The organism is Nocardiopsis sp. L17-MgMaSL7, assembly GCF_003182025.1.
GTDB classification, from domain to species: domain Bacteria; phylum Actinomycetota; class Actinomycetes; order Streptosporangiales; family Streptosporangiaceae; genus Nocardiopsis; species Nocardiopsis prasina.
The window spans coordinates 248,880-270,206 of sequence record NZ_QGTF01000008.1 but is presented as its reverse complement, the minus strand read 5'-3'; the positions used below and the strand labels follow the sequence as shown (position 1 = coordinate 270,206).

Annotated in this window: 16 protein-coding genes; 6 read left to right on the top strand and 10 right to left on the bottom strand. The window is 70.7% G+C overall.

What is annotated here, in order from left to right:
* The first annotated feature begins 48 nt into the window (after positions 1-48).
* Positions 49-897: an AMP-binding protein gene (locus tag BDW27_RS16510; protein ID WP_110050171.1), complete on the top strand. Its 849-nt coding sequence runs from the start codon at positions 49-51 to the stop codon at positions 895-897.
* 262 nt (positions 898-1,159) lie between these two features.
* Here the strand turns inward: BDW27_RS16510 and BDW27_RS16505 are convergent, their stop codons facing one another.
* The gene (locus BDW27_RS16505; RefSeq protein WP_017542613.1) at positions 1,160-1,696 is read right to left on the bottom strand and encodes an ATP-binding protein; all 537 of its coding nucleotides are present in this window, start codon (positions 1,694-1,696) and stop codon (positions 1,160-1,162) included.
* Positions 1,697-2,429: 733 nt separating this feature from the next.
* On the opposite strand from BDW27_RS16505, the gene BDW27_RS16500 reads away from it, so the two are divergent.
* The 4 genes from BDW27_RS16500 to BDW27_RS16485 are packed head-to-tail and all read left to right on the top strand — an operon-like array spanning position 2,430 to position 7,599.
* Positions 2,430-4,034, top strand: coding sequence for an ABC transporter substrate-binding protein (locus BDW27_RS16500; RefSeq protein ID WP_110050058.1), 1,605 nt, complete (start codon positions 2,430-2,432; stop codon positions 4,032-4,034).
* A 45-nt stretch (positions 4,035-4,079) separates the two neighbouring features.
* Positions 4,080-5,015, top strand: coding sequence for an ABC transporter permease (locus BDW27_RS16495; RefSeq protein WP_017542611.1), 936 nt, complete (start codon positions 4,080-4,082; stop codon positions 5,013-5,015).
* Complete coding sequence (locus BDW27_RS16490; protein ID WP_026128911.1) at positions 5,012-5,896, top strand: ABC transporter permease; 885 nt, start codon at positions 5,012-5,014, stop codon at positions 5,894-5,896. The genes BDW27_RS16495 and BDW27_RS16490 overlap by 4 nt, the downstream gene beginning before the upstream one ends.
* The gene (locus BDW27_RS16485) at positions 5,893-7,599 is read left to right on the top strand and encodes an ABC transporter ATP-binding protein (protein ID WP_370446521.1); all 1,707 of its coding nucleotides are present in this window, start codon (positions 5,893-5,895) and stop codon (positions 7,597-7,599) included. The genes BDW27_RS16490 and BDW27_RS16485 overlap by 4 nt, the downstream gene beginning before the upstream one ends.
* Positions 7,600-7,662: 63 nt before the next feature.
* Here the strand turns inward: BDW27_RS16485 and BDW27_RS16480 are convergent, their stop codons facing one another.
* From BDW27_RS16480 to BDW27_RS16470, 3 genes are all read right to left on the bottom strand, one after another.
* The gene (locus BDW27_RS16480) at positions 7,663-8,892 is read right to left on the bottom strand and encodes a Bcr/CflA family efflux MFS transporter (protein ID WP_017542608.1); all 1,230 of its coding nucleotides are present in this window, start codon (positions 8,890-8,892) and stop codon (positions 7,663-7,665) included.
* A 113-nt stretch (positions 8,893-9,005) separates the two neighbouring features.
* Positions 9,006-9,845, bottom strand: coding sequence for a GNAT family N-acetyltransferase (locus BDW27_RS16475; RefSeq protein ID WP_017542607.1), 840 nt, complete (start codon positions 9,843-9,845; stop codon positions 9,006-9,008).
* Positions 9,846-9,954: 109 nt separating this feature from the next.
* Positions 9,955-11,550 (bottom strand): alpha/beta fold hydrolase, encoded by a 1,596-nt coding sequence (locus BDW27_RS16470; protein ID WP_110050057.1) that lies wholly within the window; start codon positions 11,548-11,550, stop codon positions 9,955-9,957.
* Between the two features lie 186 nt (positions 11,551-11,736).
* Here BDW27_RS16470 and BDW27_RS16465 point away from each other — a divergent pair, with 186 nt between their 5' ends.
* The gene (locus BDW27_RS16465) at positions 11,737-12,210 is read left to right on the top strand and encodes an Lrp/AsnC family transcriptional regulator (RefSeq protein ID WP_110050055.1); all 474 of its coding nucleotides are present in this window, start codon (positions 11,737-11,739) and stop codon (positions 12,208-12,210) included.
* A gap of 106 nt (positions 12,211-12,316) precedes the next feature.
* Here BDW27_RS16465 and BDW27_RS16460 read toward each other — a convergent pair whose 3' ends face one another.
* The 6 genes from BDW27_RS16460 to dxr form a co-directional block, all read right to left on the bottom strand.
* Positions 12,317-14,035, bottom strand: a complete 1,719-nt coding sequence (locus tag BDW27_RS16460; RefSeq protein WP_110050053.1) for an NAD(P)/FAD-dependent oxidoreductase — start codon at positions 14,033-14,035, stop codon at positions 12,317-12,319.
* Between the two features lie 97 nt (positions 14,036-14,132).
* On the bottom strand, positions 14,133-14,939 hold the full coding sequence (locus BDW27_RS16455; protein ID WP_110050051.1) for a carbon-nitrogen hydrolase family protein: 807 nt from the start codon (positions 14,937-14,939) through the stop codon (positions 14,133-14,135).
* Positions 14,940-15,208: 269 nt separating this feature from the next.
* Positions 15,209-16,669 carry an amino acid permease gene (locus BDW27_RS16450; RefSeq protein WP_110050049.1) on the bottom strand — a complete coding sequence of 487 codons (1,461 nt, stop codon included), beginning with the start codon at positions 16,667-16,669 and terminating at the stop codon, positions 15,209-15,211.
* 403 nt (positions 16,670-17,072) lie between these two features.
* Positions 17,073-18,227 carry a flavodoxin-dependent (E)-4-hydroxy-3-methylbut-2-enyl-diphosphate synthase gene (gene ispG / locus BDW27_RS16445; RefSeq protein ID WP_017542600.1) on the bottom strand — a complete coding sequence of 385 codons (1,155 nt, stop codon included), beginning with the start codon at positions 18,225-18,227 and terminating at the stop codon, positions 17,073-17,075.
* Between the two features lie 260 nt (positions 18,228-18,487).
* Positions 18,488-19,843: an RIP metalloprotease gene (locus BDW27_RS16440; protein ID WP_110050047.1), complete on the bottom strand. Its 1,356-nt coding sequence runs from the start codon at positions 19,841-19,843 to the stop codon at positions 18,488-18,490.
* Positions 19,844-19,871: 28 nt separating this feature from the next.
* The gene (gene dxr, locus BDW27_RS16435; RefSeq protein WP_233515787.1) at positions 19,872-21,074 is read right to left on the bottom strand and encodes a 1-deoxy-D-xylulose-5-phosphate reductoisomerase; all 1,203 of its coding nucleotides are present in this window, start codon (positions 21,072-21,074) and stop codon (positions 19,872-19,874) included.
* Positions 21,075-21,327: the final 253 nt, after the last annotated feature.

Sequence of the window (21,327 nt, the reverse complement as noted above, 5' to 3'; positions counted from 1 at the left end):
GAGCCCGGGTAGCGGGCCCACATGGAGACCGTTCGAGTGGGGGAACGCATGGGGGTAGGACTGACTTCAGGAACCGGACGACCCGGCCGTCACCTGCCGCGTCGGGACGACCCGATCGGCTCGCTCACCGGTGGGCTGTGTGAGCGGCTGCGGCTGCGGAACGCGCGCGGTGGGACGATCCGGGGCGCGTCCGGACGGATCGACGCACTCACCTTCGCGGCCACGGTCGAGCAGGCCGCCGCGGGGCTGAGTCGTCGTGGGATGTGCCTCGGGGACGTGGTCGGCGTGTTGGCGCCGGTCTCCCCTGACCGCTTCCTGGCCTCGTACACGGTGATGGCGGTGGGCGGCCGGGCTCTGACGGTCTCCCCCGAGTCCGATCTCCGCACCCAGTGCCGGGCCCTGGCCGAGACCGACGCCCGGTTGCTGATGGTGAGCGAGGAGCTGGCCGAGCGGGGGCTGGAACTGGCCGAACGGTCGCGGGTGCGACAGGTGATCACCTTCGGTTCCGCCCTGGGCACCACCCCGTTCAGGGAGCTGCTGCTGCCCAGCCCGGACGGGAACGGGTACAGCCCGGCGCGGGGCCTCTTCGACAACGGGCACCTGGGGTACGAGCCGGTCGGGGACGACATCCTCACCACCCTGCACACCCACCACGACCTGCTGGCACGATTCGCGGAACTGCGCGGTGAACTGGCGCTGACCGCCGACGACGTCGTCGCGGTGGGCGAGTCCGGGGACGAGGCGACCAGACTGGCCCTCGTGGCGCTGGCGCTGTGGACCGGAACCTGCGTGGTGGCGGGCGAGGACTGCCCGCCGCCCGAGGGGCGCCGGGTGACGGTCACGTGCGACCCCGTCCCCACGCGGATCCACCATCCGTGGCCCGACGTCGCGAGCTAGGACGCCGCGCTTCGAGGGCGGTGCGCCGGGCGGTCACTGACGGGTCGGTGCGCCGCCCGTGTCGCGTTGGTCGGACTTCGTGGCGCCCCTCGACGGCGTCACGCCCGTTCCGGCCGTCGACCGAGGCTCGTTCCGGCGCCACCGCGGGCGCACCCGAGGGCTCCGTGTGCCCGTGAGCGCGCTCCAACGCGCTCCGGATGGCACGGGAGCGCACCCCTGGGGGTCGAGTGGCTCCGGCCACCCCGAAGCCCTCCCGGGCCTCTCAGGCGGTCTCGCTGACCGCGTTCCCGCCCGACTCGTCATCGATCTCGAACCAGGTCACGTGGGTGGCCTCGCTCCAGTACTCACCGCTGCGCGTGGCGCAGCTGTCGACGATGAACTTGCCACGCCCGAAGTCGTCGCCGTCCTCGCGGGTGTGTCCGCCGTGCGTGTCCACCGGGTCGCGCTCGCCCTGGTCGGCCACGGCCACCCGGAGCCTGTTCGCGTCGGAGCGGATGAACAGCGTCATCACGCCCCCGCTCTGCCCCGAGCGCGAGTGGAGCAGGGCGTTGGTCGCCAGCTCGCTCACGGCCAGTTCCGCGTCGTCAAGGGCCCCGTCGCCGTGCCCGTTCCTGGTGAGGAACTCACGGACCCGCGCGCGGATGGACCGCACCGCGGTCAGGTTCCCCGCACAGCTCCACACGGTGTGGTCGGTGACCCCACCCGTGAGATCTCCGACGTCGATCCGTGGTGCGGTCGACGTCGCGGCGTCCGGGGCCTCCGCGGGCACGTAATCCCGGAGTTGCCTCGCCTCAGCCATCCGGTCACTCCAATCACCCGCGACGGGCGCGCGGGTTGCGCCGCCTGCACTCACCTTAGACAAGGGTGTGCCGGGTCCAGAACAGCACACCTGAGTTCCCCGCGCCGGGGATTGGCCACAAAACCCCGTCCCGTGTCCTCCCCGATGTGGACAAAGGAAACAGCTCGGCCCCCTGGACCGGCCATGTGACGTGCAACACCCATGCAACACTCGGGCAATGCCCTGGCCGCATCCGGCCGTGTCCGACACCAAGGCCCTCCCCTGAGACCGTGGGGAGCTGCGGCCACGGCGCCGCGTTCATCTCACCCCAAGGGTGTCACCCTACGTGATCGAGCGCCTGGGAAAGACGGAAAATACGCGACTAAACGCCACGTTTTCACTACTCACAGACAACGATGAGGACACAACAGGGAGCGCCGAAAACGCGCTTGGGACCCCTACCACGGCGCGGACGGTGCCCGCACACGGACACGCGGGACGCCCTCCGATTCGACCTGAAACCCCCAGGCCACAGCAGGATTCACCGGCCTCTCAAACACCATCCCGGACAGACCGTAAGAAATGTCCGGGACGCCTTCGAGAGTGCCCCGACCTCGTTTGACGCTTCCTGTAGTGCGAACAAGTATCGATTGGGGCCGATCCCGACAATCCCTACCGGGGGCACCCCCCAGCCACCGTCTGTCACCAGGGTCCCGGCCTCTCCGAAGTTTCCGTACCCACACGAGGTGTCCCCGTGCCAGCCCAGTCCGAAGACCCCACCACCGCCCTGAACCACCTCACCTCCCGCCGCTCCCTCCTCAAGGCCGGAGCGGCCGGCGCGGCCGTCGCCCCGGTCCTGGCCGCCTGCGGCGGCGGGGGCTCCGGCTCCGGTGGTTCCGGCGACGGCGAGCCGCAGTCCGGCGGCCGTCTGAAGGTGGGCGTCGCGGGTGGCGGCGCCAGCGACACCCTCGACGCGCACGACCCAACCGACAACGTCGACATCGCGCGCAACCACGCCCTCTACGCCGCTCTGATGCGCTTCGACAACGACGGCACCATCGAGCCCTACCTTGCGGAGTCGCTGGAGCCCAACGACGACGGCACCGAGTGGACTCTGGTCCTCAAGGAGGGCCTGACCTTCCATGACGGCACCCCGGTCACGACCGAGGCGGTCGTGTACTCGCTCAAGCGCATCCTCGACCCCGACAACCCCATGCGCGGCGCGGGTGACATGCCCGGCGTCGACCCGGAGAAGCTCGAGGTCGTCGACGAGCTGAGGATGACGATCCCGGTCGACGAACCGCTGGTCACCCTCCCCGAGGCACTCGCCGAGTACTACAACTGCGTCGTCCCGGTGGACTACGACCCGGAGAACCCGATCGGCGCCGGTCCCTTCAAGTACTCCGAGTTCAAGGTCGGCGAGTACAGCGTCTTCGAGCGCCACGAGGGCTTCCACATCGACGGCCTGCCCTACGTGGATGAGCTGGAGATCGTGAACTTCCCCGAGGACGACGCCCGGGTCAACGCGCTCAACAGCGGCAACGTCCAGGTCATCAGCCAGGTCCCGCACGTGCAGGTCGCCATCATGGAGGGCGACCCCAACGTGAACATCCTGGAGTCCGAGACCGGCATGTGGCTGCCCTTCACGATGAACGTCGAGGAGGCCCCCTTCGACGACGTCCGCGTGCGCCAGGCCTTCCGCCTCATCGTCGACCGGCAGGAGATGATCGACCAGGCGCTGGCCGGGTACGGCCAGCTCGGCAACGACATGTACGCGCGGATGGACCCCTCCTACCCCGAGGACATCGCGCAGCGGGAACAGGACATCGAGGAGGCCAGGCGCCTGCTCGCCGAGGCCGGTCACGAGGACGGTCTGGAGGTCGAGCTGGTCACCTCCGACATCAGCGCCGGTGTGGTCGCCGCCGCCGAGGTCTTCCAGGAGCAGGCCCGTGAGGCCGGTGTCACCGTCAACCTGCGGCGGGTCAACCCCAGCGACTACTGGAACCCGGAGGAGGGCTTCCCGTACGCCTTCGGCCAGGACTTCTGGAGCGCCCGGAACTACATCACCCAGACCGCCCAGGGCTCGATCGTGGGCGCCCCCTACAACGAGACCATGTGGGGCGAGCACGAGGAGTGGCTGGAGTACCTGGAGGAGGCGCGTCAGACCGCCGACGACGACGCGCGCAACGAGCTCATCCGCAAGGCCCAGGAGATCGAGCACGAGGAGGGCGGCTACATCGTGTGGGGCTTCGTGAACCTGCTCGACGCCTACCACTCCTCGGTGCACGGTCTGAGCCCGGCGGTCTCGGGTCACCCTCTGGGTTCCTACGCCTTCCACACCATGTGGCTGGAGCAGTAGCGGACCTCCGGTTCCCGACCTCCAGACCGCTACCGAAAGCTCACCATGACTCGACTCATCGTCGTCCGCCTCTTCTTCGGCGCACTGACGCTCTGGGCGGTGTCCCTCGTGGTCTTCGCGGCCACCCAGGCACTGCCCGGCGACGCGGCCCAGCTCATCCTGGGACGCGACGCCACCCCCGAGCGGTTGGAAGCGCTCCGTGACCAGCTCAACCTGCACGAGCCCGTGGCCGTGCAGTACATGCAGTGGCTCCAAGGACTGGTCCAGGGAGACCTGGGCACGTCGTTCTCCAACCGGCTGCCCGTCGCCGACTACCTCGCCGACCCGGTGCGGAGCTCGCTGACCCTGATGGGCCTGTCCGCCCTGGTCGCGACCCCGGTCGCGCTGTTCGTGGGGGCGTTCAGCGCCCTGCGCCGCGACCGCGCCTTCGACCACACGTCCTCCATGGGAACGCTGGTCCTGGCCTCCGTCCCCGAGTTCGTGGTCGGCATCCTGCTGATCCTGCTGCTGGGGCCGGGCGGGCTCGGAGTGTTCCCGTCCGTGTACGCCCGTGAGGGCGGACCCGAGCAGTGGGTCCTGCCGGTGCTGACCCTGGCTCTGGCCGTGGCCCCGCCGATCGTGCGCATGATGCGGGCGACGATGATCGAGGTCCTGGAGAGCGAGTACGTGCAGCAGGCACGGCTCAAGGGCATGGGCGAGCGCACGGTGCTGTGGCGCCACGCCGCGCCCAACGCGATCGGCCCGGTCGCCCAGGTGGTCGCTCTCCAGCTGGCCTGGCTGGCCGGCGGCGTGGTGGCCATCGAGTTCCTGTTCAACTTCCCCGGTGTCGGCAAGGTGCTCATGGACGCCATCGGCAACCGTGACGTGCCGCTGATCCAGGCCGTGGTCCTGCTCATCGCGGGGATCTACATCCTCGTCAACCTGGTCGCCGACGTGATCGGGCTGGCGGCCAACCCGAAGGTGAGGGTCGCGAACCGATGACTGGACCTTCGACGAGCACACCCGCCACCGCTGCGCCACGACGGCGCCCGGGGCTGTTCCGGACCGCTTGGCGGTTCGGCCGCACCAAGGTCGGTGTGGCCCTGACGGGGCTCATCGTCCTGATCGCGGTGCTGGGGCCGTTCGTGGCCCCTTACACCGCCACCGAGTTCGTGTCCAAGCCGTTCGAGACGGGCGTGGACGGCACCCTGTTCGGCGGTGACAACCGGGGCCGCGACGTGTTCACCCGCTTCCTGTGGGGCGGTTGGACACTGCTGCTGCTGGCCGTCGCCTCCGCCGGGATCGGTGTGGCCGCGGGAACGGTGATCGGCGTCATCGCCGGTTACCGCCGCGGCTGGGTGGACGACGTCCTCATGCGCACGAACGACGTGCTGCTGGCCTTCCCCCAGCTGATCGCCGCCCTGCTGGTGATGTCGATCCTCGGCCCGAAGGTGTGGCTGATCGTCGCGGTCATCGCGGTGTCGCACATGCCGCGCGTGGCCCGGGTGATCCGGGAGGCCACCCGCAAGGTGATCGAGCAGGACTACGTGAAGGCGGCCGAGGCGATCGGCCTGCCGCGCTGGCGGATCATGACGGTGGAGATCCTGCCGAACGTGACCAGCCCGCTGCTGGTGGAGCTGGGCCTGCGCCTGACCTACTCCATCGGGGTCGTGGCCGTGCTCGGGTTCCTCGGCATGGGACTCCAGCCGCCCACCGCGGACTGGGGCCTGATGATCAACGAGAACCGCCAGGGCATGGCGATCCAGCCGTGGGCGGTCGCGCTGCCCGTGACGGCGATCGCGGTGCTCACCGTCGGCGCCAACCTCATCACCGACGGGCTCTCCCGCGCGGCGATCGGTATCGACCGGGGGGTCGAGAAGTGACCTTGAACGAGAACACGGAGCCCGGCGGGACCGGGGCCGGGGACACCCGACGGAAGGACCGTCCCGACGGCGAGACCGTGCTGGTGGTCGACGGGCTCACCGTGATCGGGCGCCCCTCGGACGTCGAGATCATCAGCGGCGTGTCGATCACCGTGAAGCGCGGCGAGATCCTCGGGCTGGTGGGCGAGTCCGGTTCGGGCAAGACCACTCTGGGCCTGTCGCTGCTGGCGCACTGCAAGCGCGCCACGGAGATCGTCGGCGGTCAGGTACTGGTCTCCGGCCAGGACCTGGCCACGCTCAACGAGCGCGAGGTCCGTCAGCTGCGCGGGCGCGCGGTGGCCTACATCCCGCAGTCACCCGCCTCCGCGCTCAACCCGGCTCTGCGGCTGGGTGTACAGCTCACGGAGGCTCTGCACGACGGTTCGCTGTCGGACAAGGAGGTCCGGGCGCGGGTCCGCGAGGTCATGCGCGAGGTGGCCCTGCCCGACGACGACGCGTTCCTGCGCCGCTACCCGCACCAGCTCTCCGGCGGACAGCAGCAGCGGGTGGCGATCGCCATGGCGTTCGTGGGCCGCCCGGACGTGATCGTGCTCGACGAGCCGACCACCGGCCTGGACGTGACCACGCAGGCGCACGTGCTGGAGACCATCCGGTCGATGACCCGTGACTACGGGACCGCCGGTGTGTACATCAGCCACGACATGGCCGTGGTCGCCGACCTGGCCGACGACATCGCGGTGATGTACCGGGGAGAGGTCGTGGAGCACGGGCGCGCCCAGACGGTGCTGTCCGATCCGCGGCACGCGTACACGCGCCAGCTGCTGATGGCCGTGCCGCTGTTGAAGACCTCGGGGCACGAGGAGCCCGAGCCGGAGGAGGAACCGCTGCTGCGGATCTCCGGGCTGGCCGCGGGGTACGGACGCACGCAGGTGCTGGAGGGGATCGACGTGTCGGTCTCCCGGGGCGAGTGCGTGGCGCTGCTGGGCGAGTCCGGGTCGGGCAAGACGACCCTGTCCCGTTCGGTGGCGGGTCTGCACCACCAGTTCACCGGCGAGATCCTCTTCGACGGCGAGCCGCTGGCCACCAGCAGCTACCGCCGGACGGCGGAGCAGCGGCGCCGGGTCCAGTACGTGTTCCAGAACCCGTACGAGGCGCTGAACCCGCGCAAGCGGGTACGGGAACAGGTCCTGGGCCCCTACCGGCACCTGGTGGGCCGTCCCGACGACCCGGACGCCGTGGTGGCCGAGGCCCTGGAGCGGGCCGCGCTGCCCGCCTCCTACGCGGACCGCTTCCCGGAGCAGCTCAGCGGTGGTGAGCGCCAGCGCGTGTGTATCGCGCGCGCCGTGGCCACGCGCCCGGACCTGCTCGTGTGCGACGAGATCACGTCGGCGCTGGACGTCTCGGTGCAGGCGGAGATCGTGAAGCTGCTGCGCGAACTCCAGGACCAGGGCATGGCGCTGCTGTTCGTGACCCACAACATCGCGCTGGTGTCCAACATCGCCGAGCGGGTCGCCATCCTCAACAGGGGCGAGATCGTCGAGTACGGCCCGGTGGGCGAGGTGATGTCGTCGCCGAGGCACGAGTACACGCGCGCGCTGATCGCCGACACCCCGGACTTCGAGCTGTCCTTCCCCGGCGCCCCCGAGCGCCTGGGCATGGACGCGGAGCGGAAGGGAGCGTCGGACCGCGTCGCCGAGGGGTGACCCGGTTCCGGACGGGGGGCGGGGTGCGCGGTGCGCGCCCCGCCCCCCGCGTGTGCGGCCGGGTCAGGGCTGGGGGTCGGCCTCGCGGACGGCGGGGATCGGCGCGGGCCGGGCGAGGGTGACCAGGACCAGCAGGCCCAGGGCGGAACTGCCGAACAGGAGCACGCCCATGGGGACCGCGGTGCTCTCGTCCAGTCCGACCAGGGGCGCCACCGCGGCGCCGATGATCATCGGCAGGGCGCCCAGGAGCGAACTCGCGCTCCCGGCCCGGTTCTCCTGGCCCTCCATGGCCAGGGCGAAGGATCCCGTGAGGACCATGCCCATGCAGGTCATGTAGACGAAGATCGGGACGACCAGCAGGGTCAGCGGCCCTTGGAGGAGCGCCGTGGCGAGCACCACGGCGGTGGCGGCCACCGCCACGACCACGGCCACTCCGAGCAGGGTGCGCTCCCCGTAGCGGTCGCTGAGGCGGCCGACGGCGGTGCTCCCGAGGATGATGGCGATCCCGTTCACGCCGAAGAGGAACCCGAACACCTGCGGGGACACCCCGTACAGGTCCTGGTAGACGAAGGGCGTCCCGGCGACGTAGGCGAAGCTGCCGCCGTGCAGCAGACCGACGATGAGCGTGTGGCCGATGTAGCGGCGGTCCCTGAGGAGCCCACCCATGGTGCGCAGGCTGCCGCCGAGCGTGCTGGGGATGCGCCGCTCCACGGGGAGGGTCTCCGGCAGCCGCGCGGCCACGACCAGGACGACCACGGCGCCGAGCAGGGCCAGCGCCCAGAAGACGCTCCGCCACGTGGCGGAGGGCAGGAGCAGGACCCCGCCGCCGACCACCGGGGCGACCATCGGGGCGACCGCGACCACCACCATGATCAGGGCGAAGAACCGCGTGAGCGCGGTGCCGTCGAAGACGTCGCGCACCACGGCGCGGGAGAGCACCACTCCGGCGCTGGCGGTGAACCCCTGGAGGAAGCGGCCCAGCACCAGGACCCCGGTGTTGGGGGCGAGCGCGCACAGGGCCGAGGCCAGCACGAACAGGGCCACGCAGACGAGGAGCGGCGCGCGCCGTCCCCGGGCGTCGCTGATCGGGCCGATCACCACCTGGCCGACGGCCAGGCCCACCAGGCAGCTGGTGAGGCTCAGCTGCACCTGGGAGGCGCTGGCGCCGAGGTCGTCGGAGATCTCCGGGAAGGCCGGGAGGTACATGTCGATGTTGAGCGGCCCCAGCACCGTCAGCAGGGCGAGGAGGAGGGCCAGCCCCAGGCGAGCGCGACCGGTCGGGTTGTGGAGCATGGGGCCTCTCTGCGGCGCGGGGGAGGGAGCCCGTCCACGTTACCGAGCGCCGTCGGCGCCGACCCGGGACGGATCGGCAAACTGACGAGGATGCGTCAGGTACGCGCCGCCACTCAGAAGAGCACCGACATGACCTCTCCCACCTGGCGGAAGCCGACGCGCTGGTAGGTGGCCCTGGCGGGGGTGTTGAAGTCGTTGACGTAGAGGGTCACCCGGGGGGCGATCTCGGCGAGGGCGTAGTTGACGACGGCCGCCATGCCCGCGCTGGAGTATCCCTGGCCGCGCAGCTCCGGGTGGACCCACACCCCCTGGACCTGGCAGGCGTGCCGGGTGACGGCGCCGATCTCGGCCTTGAAGACCACGCGGCCGTCCTCGATCCGGGCGAAGGCCCGGCCGGTGCGGACCAGTTCCTCGACGCGGGCACGGTAGAGGGCGCCGCCGTCGCCGGAGTCCGGGGGGACCCCCACCTCCTCGGTGAACATGGCGACGCAGGCGGGGACCAGGGTGTTGATCTCCTGGACGCGGACCCGGCGCACCAGGGGGTCGGGGGCGACGGCGGGCGGGCCGTCGATCTCCAGGACCGGCTGGCTCGCGCGGATGACGCGGGCGGGCCCCCAGGAGGGGGTGATCTGCTGCCAGAAGTCGCTGACCGCCTCGACCGGACCGACGATCGACGAGCAGCGGCGGCCGCGCCAGCGGGCGTGGTCGGCGAACCCGCGTACGGCGGCGGGCCCCGCGTTGACCGGGACGAGGTTGGCGCCCGAGTAACACAGGGCGGTGAGTCTGCCGCGTTCGGTGTGACCCCAGAGTTCGGCCCCGGCCCCGCCGGACATTCCGGTGGCCATCAGCCGTGAGGCCACGAAGACGTTGCCCACGGGGTCGGCGTCCAGGAGCGCGCGGACGGCCTCCCGGTCGCGTTCTCCCAGGATCCGTACCGCCGAGGTCCGCAGCATCGCATCTCCCCCATCATCCCGATCACCTGCTCCGGCGGGACACCGGATCGGTTCGTGGGCCCACGACGAATTCGCGCCGATTCCAGCCTATTAGACCCTCTGTCCGGACTCACCTGGATGTTTCGAGTCCGATCGGTCCGAGGCGTTCCACCTGCGTCGGTTCGGTGCTCTGCGCGCCGCGCGGGCTGGGCTCGGGGCGGGCCTCGCAGGTGACGTCGGGGCCGTCGGCGCCGCGTTCGGGCAGGACCCCGTCCTTGAGGTAGGCGACGACGGTCTCGTCCACGCAGGTGTTTCCGGTGAGGGCCACACCGTGGGTGATGCCGCCGTCCTCGATCACCAGTGAGGAGCCGGGCAGGCGGTCACGCAGGGAGTGGGCGCCCTCGACCGGGGTCGCGCCGTCCTCGGTGGCGTGCACGACGAGGACGTCGCCTTCGTACGCGGGGTGTTCGTAGGGACCGTCACCGACCTGGAACCACGGGTCGGCCTCTCCGGTCCAGGAGGCGCACGGGGCGTTGTACCAGATGTTGTGCCAGCCCAGGAAGGGTGCGTCCTCGTGGACCCGCCTGGCGTCCGTGTCCCAGGTGTCCCAGTCGCGGGGCCAGGGGGCGTCGGTGCACTGGACCGCGAGGTAGCCGCCGAAGGCGGGGTCGCTGTCCGCGTCGTCCCCGTAGGTGTCGTGCAGCTTCAGGAGCGGGGCCGGGTCGGCGTCGTTGACCTGGGCGGCCAGGGCTTCGGCGACAGAGGGCCAGGAGTTGCCGCTGTAGGCCACGACGGAGGCGGCGCCGTCCAGCTCGGAGGGTCCGACGGTGTCCTCCAGCGGGGCCTCGCGGAGTCGCGCGCGCAGGTCGTAGTAGGCGGCGGAGACCTCATCGCCGTCGGTGCCCAGACCGTAGGTGCCGTCGTGGCGGGCGATCCAGTCGAAGAAGTTCTCAGCGGCGCGGTCCAGGGACCGGCTCTGGCGGAGGTTGCTCTGGTACCAGGGCAGGTCCGGGTCGACGACGCTGTCCAGGACCACGGCGCGCACGCTGTCGGGGTAGAGCGAGGCGTAGACGGTGCCGAGGTAGCTGCCGTAGGAGTAGCCGAGGTAGTCGACCTGCTCCAGGCCGAGGGCGACGCGGATGGCGTCCATGTCGTGCGCGGTGTCCTCGGTGCGCATGTGGTCCAGGAGCGGACCGGTGTTCCGGGTGCAGGCGTCGGCGTAGGCCTCGGCGTCCTCGCGCAGCGCCCGCTCCTCCATGGCATCGGCCGGGACGGAGTCCTTGCGGACGGGGGCGAAGTAGGCGGGGTCGCAGGTGACGTTGGGGGTGGAGGCGCCCATGCCGCGCGGGTCGAAGGCGACCACGTCGTAGATCTCGCGCAGTTCCTCGGGCATGCGGTTGTGGGTGTGCGCGGCCCACTTGCGTCCGGCGCTGCCCGGTCCGCCGGGGTTGACCAGCACGGTGTGCTCGGCGGTGCCGGTGGCGGGGACCCGGGACAGGGCGATCTGGAGGGTCTCGGCGAGGTCGCCGACGCGACCGCCGTCGGTGCTCCTGGCCATGGGGACGGTGAGGGTGGCGCACTCCATCGCGGTGTCGCCGACCGGTTCGAGGTCCTCGCAGGGCCGCCAGTCAAGCGCCCTCTGGTCGATCCTGGTGGTCGGCGCGGGGGGCGTCCCCGCCGGGGCGGCCTGCGCCGCAGGCACGGCGACCAGGGATGCCAGGAGCACCCCGGCGGAGACTGCTGCCCACTGTGTGCACGCTGATCGCACTCGCTTACCCCCGATACCGGCCAGGATGTCCTCATGCATTCTCGCCGCTACACAACGTGACAATGGGAAGCGACACGGGCCCCGACCGAGCACTCCCCCGGTAACATGTGCCCTGGTCAGATCAGACATGGACAAAGGGGCACAATGCGGCTTGATCGTGTCGACGAGCGGATCATCGCGATGCTCGGCGCGGACGCGCGGACGAGTTTCGCGGAGATCGGCGGCGGGGTCGGCCTCAGCCCCTCGGCGGTGAAGCGCCGGGTGGACCGCCTGATCGAGTCCGGCGCCGTGCGCGGCTTCACCGTGGTCGTCGAGCCCCAGGCGATCGGCTGGACCACCGAGGCCTTCATCGAGCTCTACTGCCGCGCCCGCACGTCCCCCGCCGAGATCCGGATCGGCCTGTCCGGCTACGCGGAGATCACCTCGGCCTGCACCGTCACCGGGGAGGCCGACGCCATCGTGCAGGTCCGCGCGCGCGACACCCAGCACCTGGAGGAGGTGATCGAGCGGATCGGCGCCGAACCCTTCGTGGTCCGCACCAAGAGCACCCTGGTGCTCTCCCGTCTGGTCGACCAGCCCATCCTCGCCGGAGCCGCCGGGACCGACCCCCCGGACTAGGCCTCAGAGCCGGTCGCCGGAGAAGGGGATGCCGGGACGCTGGCGCCGAGGCCCTGTCGGCCCTCGGGCGGACGTCACGCCCCGAGAAGAGCGCCGCCGGATCCGGTCAGTCCTCGGGCAGGGCCACCGGGGCCAGCTCGTCGAACAGGTCGCCCGGGCCCGGGTTGGTGGGGTCGGTGCGGCCGCCGAAGTGGTGCATGACGCCCCACACCGCGTTCAGGGCGGTCTGCACGGCGCCCTCGGCCCACCCGGCGGTCCAGGACACGTCGTCACCGGCGAGGAACAGCCCCCGGTGCCGCTCCGCCAGGTCCTCCTGGTGGAAGTGCGTGAACAGGCGGCGCTGGTACCGGTAGTGGCCGGGCAGGTTCGCCTTGAACGCGCCCATGAAGTACGGCTCGTCCTCCCAGGAGACCGTGACCGGGTCACCGGTGATGTGGGAGCGCACGTCCACGTCCGGGTAGATCTTGCCCAGCGAGGCCAGCATGACCTCCAGGCGCTCGTTGGCGGACAGCGGCAGCCACTTGAGTGAGTCGTCGCACCAGGTGTAGGACAGGCAGATCGCCGCCGGGCCGTCCGGGTCCTCACCCTCCAGCAGGTAGGTGCCCCGGGTCATGCGGTCGGTGAGCGTCATGCTCATGACGTCCCGGCCGGTCTCCGGGTCCCGGTCCCTCCAGAACGCGCGGTCCACCGGGACGAACAGCTTCGAGGACTCCATGTAGTGGGTCCGCTCGATCGCGGTCCAGTGGTCGATCGGCAGCAGGTCGTCGTCGCAGTCGATCTTGGACAGCATCATCCAGGACTGCGCCGTGAACACGGCCGCCGGGTAGGTGCGGGTGGAGCCGGAGGAGTCGGTGACGGTGATGTTGCCCGCCTGGGAGCCCTTCGCCGCCGTGCGGCGCAGCGCTGTCACGGCGGGGCGCGCCTCACCGCCGTGCAGCGAGGCCAGGGACGTGCCCTGCGCCCAGTGCACGAGCTTGTCCGGGGCGTCCTCCCACAGTCGGAGCGGGAGCTGGTCCACGCCCCCGACGATGCCCATGTGATCGTCGTCGGCGCCCGTGTAGGTGACCCGCAGGATCTCCAGGATGGAGTTGGGGAAGTCCGTGTCCCAGCCTCCGGTCCCGAAGCCCACCTGGCCGAAGACCTCGCGGTCCCTGAAGGACGCGAAGCCCGGGGACTCGCACAGGAAGCCGTAGAAGGTCTGGTTGTCGAGCCGCTCGACCAGCCGGTTCCAGATCTCCTTCTGGGTGGCCACGTCGCGCTCGCGGATCGCCCGCTGCATGCGGGTGTGCTCGACGCTCTCCAGGGTCCGGTCCCAGGCGCGCGCCACGTCCCGGTACAGCTCGGGCAGGTCGTCCAGGTGCGTCGCGTAGTGCGACTCGCCCTTGAGATCGACGACGGTGCTCGGGGTGGCCGGGGAGAGCGGGTTGGGGAAGGGGCTGGTGCGCAGGTCCACGCGGTCGGCGTAGTGCCAGAAGGACGTGGAGGTCGGAGGGAAGCGCATCGCGCCCATCTCGGCGACCACGTCGTCGGGGGCCCCGGGCAGGCGCTCGGTGCGCAGGCGGCCGCCGATCCGGTCGGCCTCGTACACGACCGGCCGCAGCCCCATCTTCATCAGCTCGTAGGCGGTGACGATGCCGGACAGGCCGCCGCCGATGACCGCGACCTCGGCGCCGTGGTGTTCGGCGGGAACCTGGCCCAGACCGGCGGGGGGCGCCAGGAACTCGTCGTAGGCGAACGGGAAGTCGGGCCCGGACATGGTCAGGGGACGGTCCTGGTCGTCGGACACGGCTGCGGTACCGGCGGACGTGGGCACGGCGGACGTCATGGGGCCCTCCTTCACTGGAGCGGGGTGTGTGGGTACCGCAGGCGCGGCGGTGTCGGGTGGGGCGGGTGGTGTCAGTGGGTGTCGGGCGCGGGTGGTGTCAGTGGGTGTCGGGCGCGGGGTACAGGTCCGTGCGGCGGTCCCCGAGGTAGGAGAGTTCGGCACGGGAGGCCTCGGTGGCCGCCGGGTCGACGTCGCCGACCAGCAGGGTCTCGGTGCCCCCGCCCCGGAGCAGCTCGGCGCCGTCGGGTCCCACGAGCGCGCTCAGTCCGACGTAGTCGAGTTCGCCCTCGGTGTCGCAGCGGTTCACGTAGGCGAGGTGGAGCTGGTTCTCCATGGCCCGCGCCGGGACAAGGAGGGTGGCCACCGACGTGTTCGGGGCCATCAGGGCCGTGGGCACGACGAGGAGGGTGGTCCCGGCCTGGGCGTGGGCCCGGACGGGCTCGGGGAACTCGACGTCGTAGCAGACCAGGAGGCCGATCCGGTGACCGTCGAGGTCGACCTGGACGACCAGCTCGTCCCCGGGGCGGAAGAGGTCCCGGTCCAGGCCGCCGAACAGGTGGGTCTTGCGGTACAGCGCGCGGGAGGCCCCCGTGGCGTCCACGAACCGCACCGCGTTGTACACGTCCCCGTCGGCCAGCTCGGGGAAGCCGTAGACGATCGCCACGCCGGTGTCGGAGGCGATCCGGGAGACCTCCGTGAAGAGGGGTCCGTCCGCGGGCTCGGCCAGGTCCCGGACCCGCCCACCGAGGTTGTAGCCGGTCAGCGACATCTCGGGGGTGACCAGCAGGGCGGCGCCCTCGGCGGCGGCCGCGCGGGCCCGCTCGTGGAGCCGGTGGAGCGAGGAGGCGGGATCGCCGCTGCGTCCCGTGCCCTGGTCGAGGGCCACGCGCAGTCGTGCGGGCATCGCTGCGTACCTCCTGGTGTGTCGCCGCTGGTCGGCCGCGTCCACTCTAGGTGGAGGGGGACGTGGGAACCGTGTGTGGGACATGCACTCCGTTGCGAGTTATCGCTGATCCGGAGTGGTTCTTTGCGCCTGATGGCGCTCTCACGCTCCGTTCGTTCGCCAACCCGGAGCGGCTTCGGACACCGGGACGAACACGGGGCGGGGCCGGGGGATTCCCCCGAGCCCCGCCCCCGCTCGTCCGTCCGCCGCCGTGGCGGGCTCGGCTCCGCTCAGGAACCCACCCGCACGGTGGACTCGGTCTCCAGCGCGGAGCGGCGCATGCCGTAGCCGAAGTAGATCGCAAGTCCCACCACGAGCCAGGCGCCGAAGGCGACCCACACGCTGACCGGCATGCTGACCATCAGGTAGGCGCAGGCCAGCACACCCAGGACCGGGGTCACCGGGGCGCCGGGCATCCGGAAGGCGCGCTTGAGGTCGGGGCGGTTCCTCCGCAGCACGAGCACCGCCACGTTGACCAGGGCGAACGCGAAAAGCGTGCCGATGGCGGTGGCGTCGGCGAGCGGACCGAGCGGGATGAGCGCGGCCAGCAGGGCGATGAACACCGACGTGATGATCGTGTTGGCGCGCGGGGTGCCTCGGGAGTCCACCTTGGAGAAGGCGGCGGGGATCAGTCCGTCGCGGGACATCGCGAAGAGGATGCGGGTCTGGCTGTAGAGGACCACCAGGACGACGCTGGCCAGGGCCAGGACGGCACCGGCGGCGAAGATGACCGCCCAGATCGGGGTGCCGGTGACAACGGTGAGGATCCCGGCCAGGGAGGTCCGCCCCTCGGCGAACCGGGTCCAGTTGAGGGCGCCGACAGCGCTGAAGGCCACCAGGCAGTAGATCGCGGTGACCACGATCATGGAGAACATGATGGCGCGCGGCAGGTCGCGCTGCGGATTCCGGGCCTCCTCGCTGGCGGTGGAGGCGGAGTCGAAGCCGATGTAGGAGAAGAACAGGGTGGCTCCGGCGGCGGAGACACCGGCCATGCCCATCGGCAGGAACGGGGCGAAGTTGCCCCGCTGGACGGCGGTGATCGCGATGGCCACGAACATCACCAGCACGGCGATCTTGATGGTGACCATGACGGCGTTGACCCGGGTGCTCTCTCGCACCCCCGCGAGCAGGGCGAACATCGACAGCAGGACCACGACGGCGGCGGGGACGTTGACCAGGCCGCCCTCCAGTGGTCCGGCCAGGAGCGCGCCGGGCAGAGACAGGCCCGTGGTCAGGTGCAGGAGCTCGTTGATGTACTGGCCCCAGCCGACGCCGACCGCCGCCACGGAGACCCCGTAGGTGAGCATCAGGCACCAGCCGCACACCCAGGCCATGAACTCGCCCATGGTGGCGTAGCTGTAGGAGTAGGCCGAGCCGGAGGCGGGGATCATCCCGGCCATCTCGGCGTAGGCGAGCGCGGAGAAGAGCGCGGTGACACCGGCCAGGACGAACGCCAGGATGACGGCGGGTCCGGCGATCGGGACCGCCTCTCCCAGGACCACGAAGATGCCGGTGCCCAGGGTGGCGCCGATACCGATCATCGACAGCTGCCAGAACCCCATGGTGCGGCGCAGGCCGTTGTCGCCCTCGGTCTCGGCCACGAGCTTCTCGACCGGCTTGCGTCGGCTCAGACGCCGCCCCAGCGTGGGAGCGGAGGCGTCCGACCGCGCGGGGCTCTTCTGGTCCACCACGAAATGACTCCTCGACGTTCTGCGGGTGGGCACACCGGATCGGCGCCGTCACGAACCAACGGGACCCCAAATGTGCCTTGGGCAACGTTAATGGTGTTGCGTGAGTAACATGACCCACATTCGTTGCCTGTGTCCGCTTCACATGACGGAATCATGCGCGCTGACGCAAGAGAACGCACGTCATGGTGACGCATGTCATGTGGAGTGACACACGGTGATCATGCTCACCTGACCAGCGGCGATGCGGGATCCACCCGTACGTGTAAGCGTTCGGCTCCCTCAGGTGTTCCTGGCCAGCGCCCCGGCGGCCGGGCCAACTCGACCCCAGGACACGGCAAAGGGGAGCACGGCACCGGCCGTACTCCCCTGAAGCGTGGTGGCCCCTGGCGGGGACCCTCGTGGATCAGCCCGCGACGGACACGCTGGGCTCGCCCTCGACCCCGGCCTCGCCCATCTCCTCGGCGATGCGCATGGCCTCCTCGATCAGCGTCTCGACGATCTTGGACTCGGGGACGGTCTTGATGACCTCGCCCTTGACGAAGATCTGGCCCTTGCCGTTGCCGGAGGCCACACCGAGGTCGGCGTCGCGCGCCTCACCCGGGCCGTTCACGACGCAGCCCATGACGGCCACGCGCAGCGGCACCTCCAGGCCCTCCAGCCCGGCGGTGACCTCCTCGGCGAGCGTGTAGACGTCCACCTGGGCGCGGCCGCAGCTCGGGCAGGAGACGATCTCCAGGCCGCGCTCGCGCAGACCCAGGGACTCCAGGATCTGGGCGCCGACCTTGACCTCCTCGGCGGGCGGGGCGGACAGGGACACGCGGATGGTGTCGCCGATCCCCTCCGAGAGCAGGGCACCGAAGGCCACGGAGGACTTGATGGTGCCCTGGAAGGCCGGACCGGCCTCGGTGACGCCCAGGTGCAGCGGGTAGTCGCAGGCCTGCGACAGCAGCCGGTAGGCGTTGACCATCACGACCGGGTCGTTGTGCTTGACCGAGATCTTGATGTCCTGGAAGCCGTGCTCCTCGAACAGCGAGCACTCCCAGAGCGCCGACTCCACGAGCGCCTCGGGAGTGGCCTTGCCGTACTTGGCGAGCAGGCGCTTGTCGAGCGAACCGGCGTTGACGCCGATCCGGATCGGGGTCCCGGCGTCGGAGGCGGCCTTGGCGATCTCGGCGACCTTGTCGTCGAACTTCTTGATGTTGCCCGGGTTGACGCGCACGGCGGCGCAGCCGGCGTCGATCGCCGCGAACACGTACTTGGGCTGGAAGTGGATGTCGGCGATCACCGGGATCTGCGACTTCCTGGCGATGATCGGCAGCGCGTCGGCGTCGTCGTTGGTGGGAACGGCCACGCGCACGATCTGGCAGCCCGAGGCCGTCAGCTCGGCGATCTGCTGGAGGGTCGCGTTGATGTCGGAGGTGCGGGTGGTCGTCATGGACTGCACGGACACCGGCGCGTCCCCGCCCACGGGGACGTTCCCGACCATGATCTGTCGGGTCTTGCGCCGGGTCGCCAGCGGGCGCGGCGGTGTGGCGGGAATACCGAGATCAATGGTCACGCTTGGTTCACCTCGTCTGCCGCCGGAGGGAGGGCGGCACTTGATGTCGTCCGGTTCGTGGAGAGTGGGGCGCGCGCGGCGGCGCCCGCCAGGCGTGACCGGGTGCTCCGTCTCGCTGGCCTCCGCCACGGCGGCGATCCCGGTACGCGACCTCCAGGTTACCCGCCCTTCGGGCGACCCATGGCCCTTCGTGGCCGCGCTCACACCAGTTCAACCGGTGTTCATCCCTCGGGGGCGGCGCACGGCCGCCCCCGGAGGGGTCAGCCGAACAGCCGTACCGGGTTGATGAGGTCGGCCACGAGCAGGATGACGCTGAAGACGAGGAAGCAGCCCACGATCACGTAGGCCACAGGTGTCAGCAGGGCCACGTCCACCGGTCCCGGGTCCGGTCTCCGGAAGATCCGGGCGGTCCACTTCTTGACGGACTCCCAGATCGCCCCGGCCATGTGCCCGCCGTCCAGCGGCAGGATCGGCAGCATGTTGAAGGCGAAGAGGAAGAGGTTGACGCTGGCCAGGATGCTGATCATGATCGCCACGGTGTCGATCACGGGCAGGCCCTGCGACATGATCTCGCCGCCGATGCGGGAGATGCCCACGATGCCCACCGGGGAGTCCTCGGTGCGCTGCTCGCCCAGGAAGGCGGCGCCGAACACCTCGGGGACCCGGCTGGGCAGGGCGATGATCGCCTCGCCCACGCCGACCAGCATGGTGCCGACCTCGGAGACCGACTCCCCCACGGTCAGCGCCTGGCGCTCCTGGACGAACACCACACCCAGGAAGCCCACGACCTCGGTGGCGGCGACCCTGCGGCCCTGCTCGTCGTAGACGTGGTCGCCCCGGTCGTCGGTCTCGTAGACGATGTTGCCCTCGGCGTCCCGGGCGGGCAGCTCGTTCTCGACGATGTCGACGTCGGTGGTGAACCGCTCGCCGTCGCGTTCGATCACGAACTCGGTGCTGCCGAGGGACCGTCTGATCTGCCCGTTCACGGTGTCGCCGGTCACCGGCTCGCCGTCGATCGAGACGACGACGTCGCCGGGCTCCAGCCCCGCCTCATGGGAGGGGGTGGGCGCGAACTCGTCGGTGCACTCGGTGGCGGTCACCCCGGCCGGGACGACGCACTCGCGGACGGACCCGATCTGCGGGGTCTCCTGGTGCACGCCGATGCCCATGAAGAGCACACCGAGCAGGATGATCGCCAGCACGAGGTTCATGCCCGGACCGGCGAACATGACGATCAGGCGCTTCCAGGGGGCGCGCTGGTAGAACTGCCGGTCCTGGTCCTCGGGGGACAGCTCCATGTAGGAGGCCTCGCGGGCGTCCTCGGCCATGGCCCGCCAGCGCGACATCTTCCTGGCGCCGGTGTCCGCCCGTTCCCGGGCGGGCGGGAGCATGCCGACCATCCGCACGAACCCGCCCAGCGGGACGGCCTTGATGCCGTACTCGGTCTCGCCCCTGCGCACCGACCACAGCGTCTTGCCGAAGCCCACCATGAACTCGGTGCACTTGATCCCGAACATCTTGGCCGTGGACATGTGGCCGAGCTCGTGCCAGGCGATCGAGAACAGCAGCCCCACGACGAACAGGACGATCCCGACCACGGTCAGCAGAACGACCATGCACCACTCCTCAAGCCGATGTCGGTCCTCAGCCGCGGGTGAGCAGCTCGCGCGCGCGGGTTCGGGCCCAGGTGTCAGCGGCGTACACGTCGTCCAAGGTCAGGGTCGAGGCACCCGGATGGTCCGCCCGCTGGTGTTCAGAGACTACCTGGGAGACGGTGTCCATGATGGCCGGGAACGCGAGGTTTCCCTTGAGGAACGCGTCGACGGCCTCCTCGTTGGCGGCGTTGTAGACGGCCGGAGCGGTTCCGCCCGACGCACCGACCTCCGCGGCCAGTCTCACCGCGGGGAAGGCCTCGTGGTCCAGCGGTTCGAAGGTCCAGCTCTGGGCACGGGACCAGTCCATACCGGGCGCGGCGTCGGGGACGCGCTCGAGGCCGCCGATCCCGTACGCGATCGGGATCATCATGCTGGGCGGGCTGGCCTTGGCCAGGGTGGTGCCGTCGACGTACTCGACCATGGAGTGCACGATCGACTGCGGGTGCACGACCACGTCGATCCGGTCGAAGGGCACGTCGAACAGCAGGTTGGCCTCGATGACCTCCAGACCCTTGTTGACCAGGGTCGCGGAGTTGACGGTGATGACCGGGCCCATGCTCCAGGTGGGGTGGTCCAGGGCCTCGGCGGGGGTGACGTGGGTGAGTTCGTCCGCCCGACGGCCCCGGAAGGGTCCGCCGCTGGCGGTGACGACCAGGCGGCGCACCTCGGACCGGGCGGCGTGGACCAGGCCCTGGGCGGGACTACTGAGTTCGCCCTCGGGCACGTGGGGGAAGCACTGGGCGATGGCGTAGTGCTCGGAGTCGACCGGGACGATCTGGCCGGGGGCGGCCAGGTCCCGCACCAGCGGCCCGCCGATGATGAGGGACTCCTTGTTGGCCAGGGCGAGGGTGCTGCCCGCCCGCAGCGTGGCCAGGGTGGACTCCAGGCCCAGGGCGCCGGTGATCCCGTTGAGGACGACGTCGCAGGGGTGTGCGGCCAGCGCGGCCACGCCCTCGGCGCCGACCAGCACCTCGGCGTCGGAGCCCTGTTCGCGCAGGAGGCGGGTGAGCTCGGCGGCGCGGGCGGGGTCCGCCACGGCCACGTGCCCGACCCGGAGCTCGACCGCCTGCTTGGCGAGCAGGTCGGCGCGGCCGCCCCCGGCCGCCAGGCCCACGACCCGGAAGCGCTCGGGGTTGCGCTGGACGATGTCGACGGCCTGGGTTCCGATGGAACCGGTGGAGCCGAGGATCACTACTGTTCGCTGCTGTTCTTCTCGCACCCCTCCATTGTCCCGCACCCGGCGGCCCGCCGCCGGGGCCTGTGGACAACGCGGGGGAACGGCGGGGCGAACCCTCGGAGGCGGGCCCTGAGGCGGACTCGGGGTCGGCTCGGGTCACCCCGGCGAAGCGCGGCCCCGTGTTCACGGGGTCTTTACAAAGGGCACCGGATCGCCTAACTTGACTGGCGAGTAAGTTACCTCACAGTAAGGCGAGACGCCGATCACC

Bases quoted from the DNA above. Each gene is read 5' to 3' on its own strand.
- BDW27_RS16490 (WP_026128911.1), top strand. From the start codon at position 5,012: ATGACTGGACCTTCGACGAGCACACCCGCCACCGCTGCGCCACGACGG.
- BDW27_RS16495 (WP_017542611.1), top strand. From the start codon at position 4,080: ATGACTCGACTCATCGTCGTCCGCCTCTTCTTCGGCGCACTGACGCTC.
- BDW27_RS16480 (WP_017542608.1), bottom strand. From the start codon at position 8,892: ATGCTCCACAACCCGACCGGTCGCGCTCGCCTGGGGCTGGCCCTCCTC.
- BDW27_RS16475 (WP_017542607.1), bottom strand. From the start codon at position 9,845: ATGCTGCGGACCTCGGCGGTACGGATCCTGGGAGAACGCGACCGGGAG.
- BDW27_RS16460 (WP_110050053.1), bottom strand. From the start codon at position 14,035: ATGACGTCCGCCGTGCCCACGTCCGCCGGTACCGCAGCCGTGTCCGAC.
- BDW27_RS16505 (WP_017542613.1), bottom strand. From the start codon at position 1,696: ATGGCTGAGGCGAGGCAACTCCGGGATTACGTGCCCGCGGAGGCCCCG.
- BDW27_RS16455 (WP_110050051.1), bottom strand. From the start codon at position 14,939: ATGCCCGCACGACTGCGCGTGGCCCTCGACCAGGGCACGGGACGCAGC.
- BDW27_RS16465 (WP_110050055.1), top strand. From the start codon at position 11,737: ATGCGGCTTGATCGTGTCGACGAGCGGATCATCGCGATGCTCGGCGCG.
- BDW27_RS16510 (WP_110050171.1), top strand. From the start codon at position 49: ATGGGGGTAGGACTGACTTCAGGAACCGGACGACCCGGCCGTCACCTG.
- BDW27_RS16440 (WP_110050047.1), bottom strand. From the start codon at position 19,843: ATGGTCGTTCTGCTGACCGTGGTCGGGATCGTCCTGTTCGTCGTGGGG.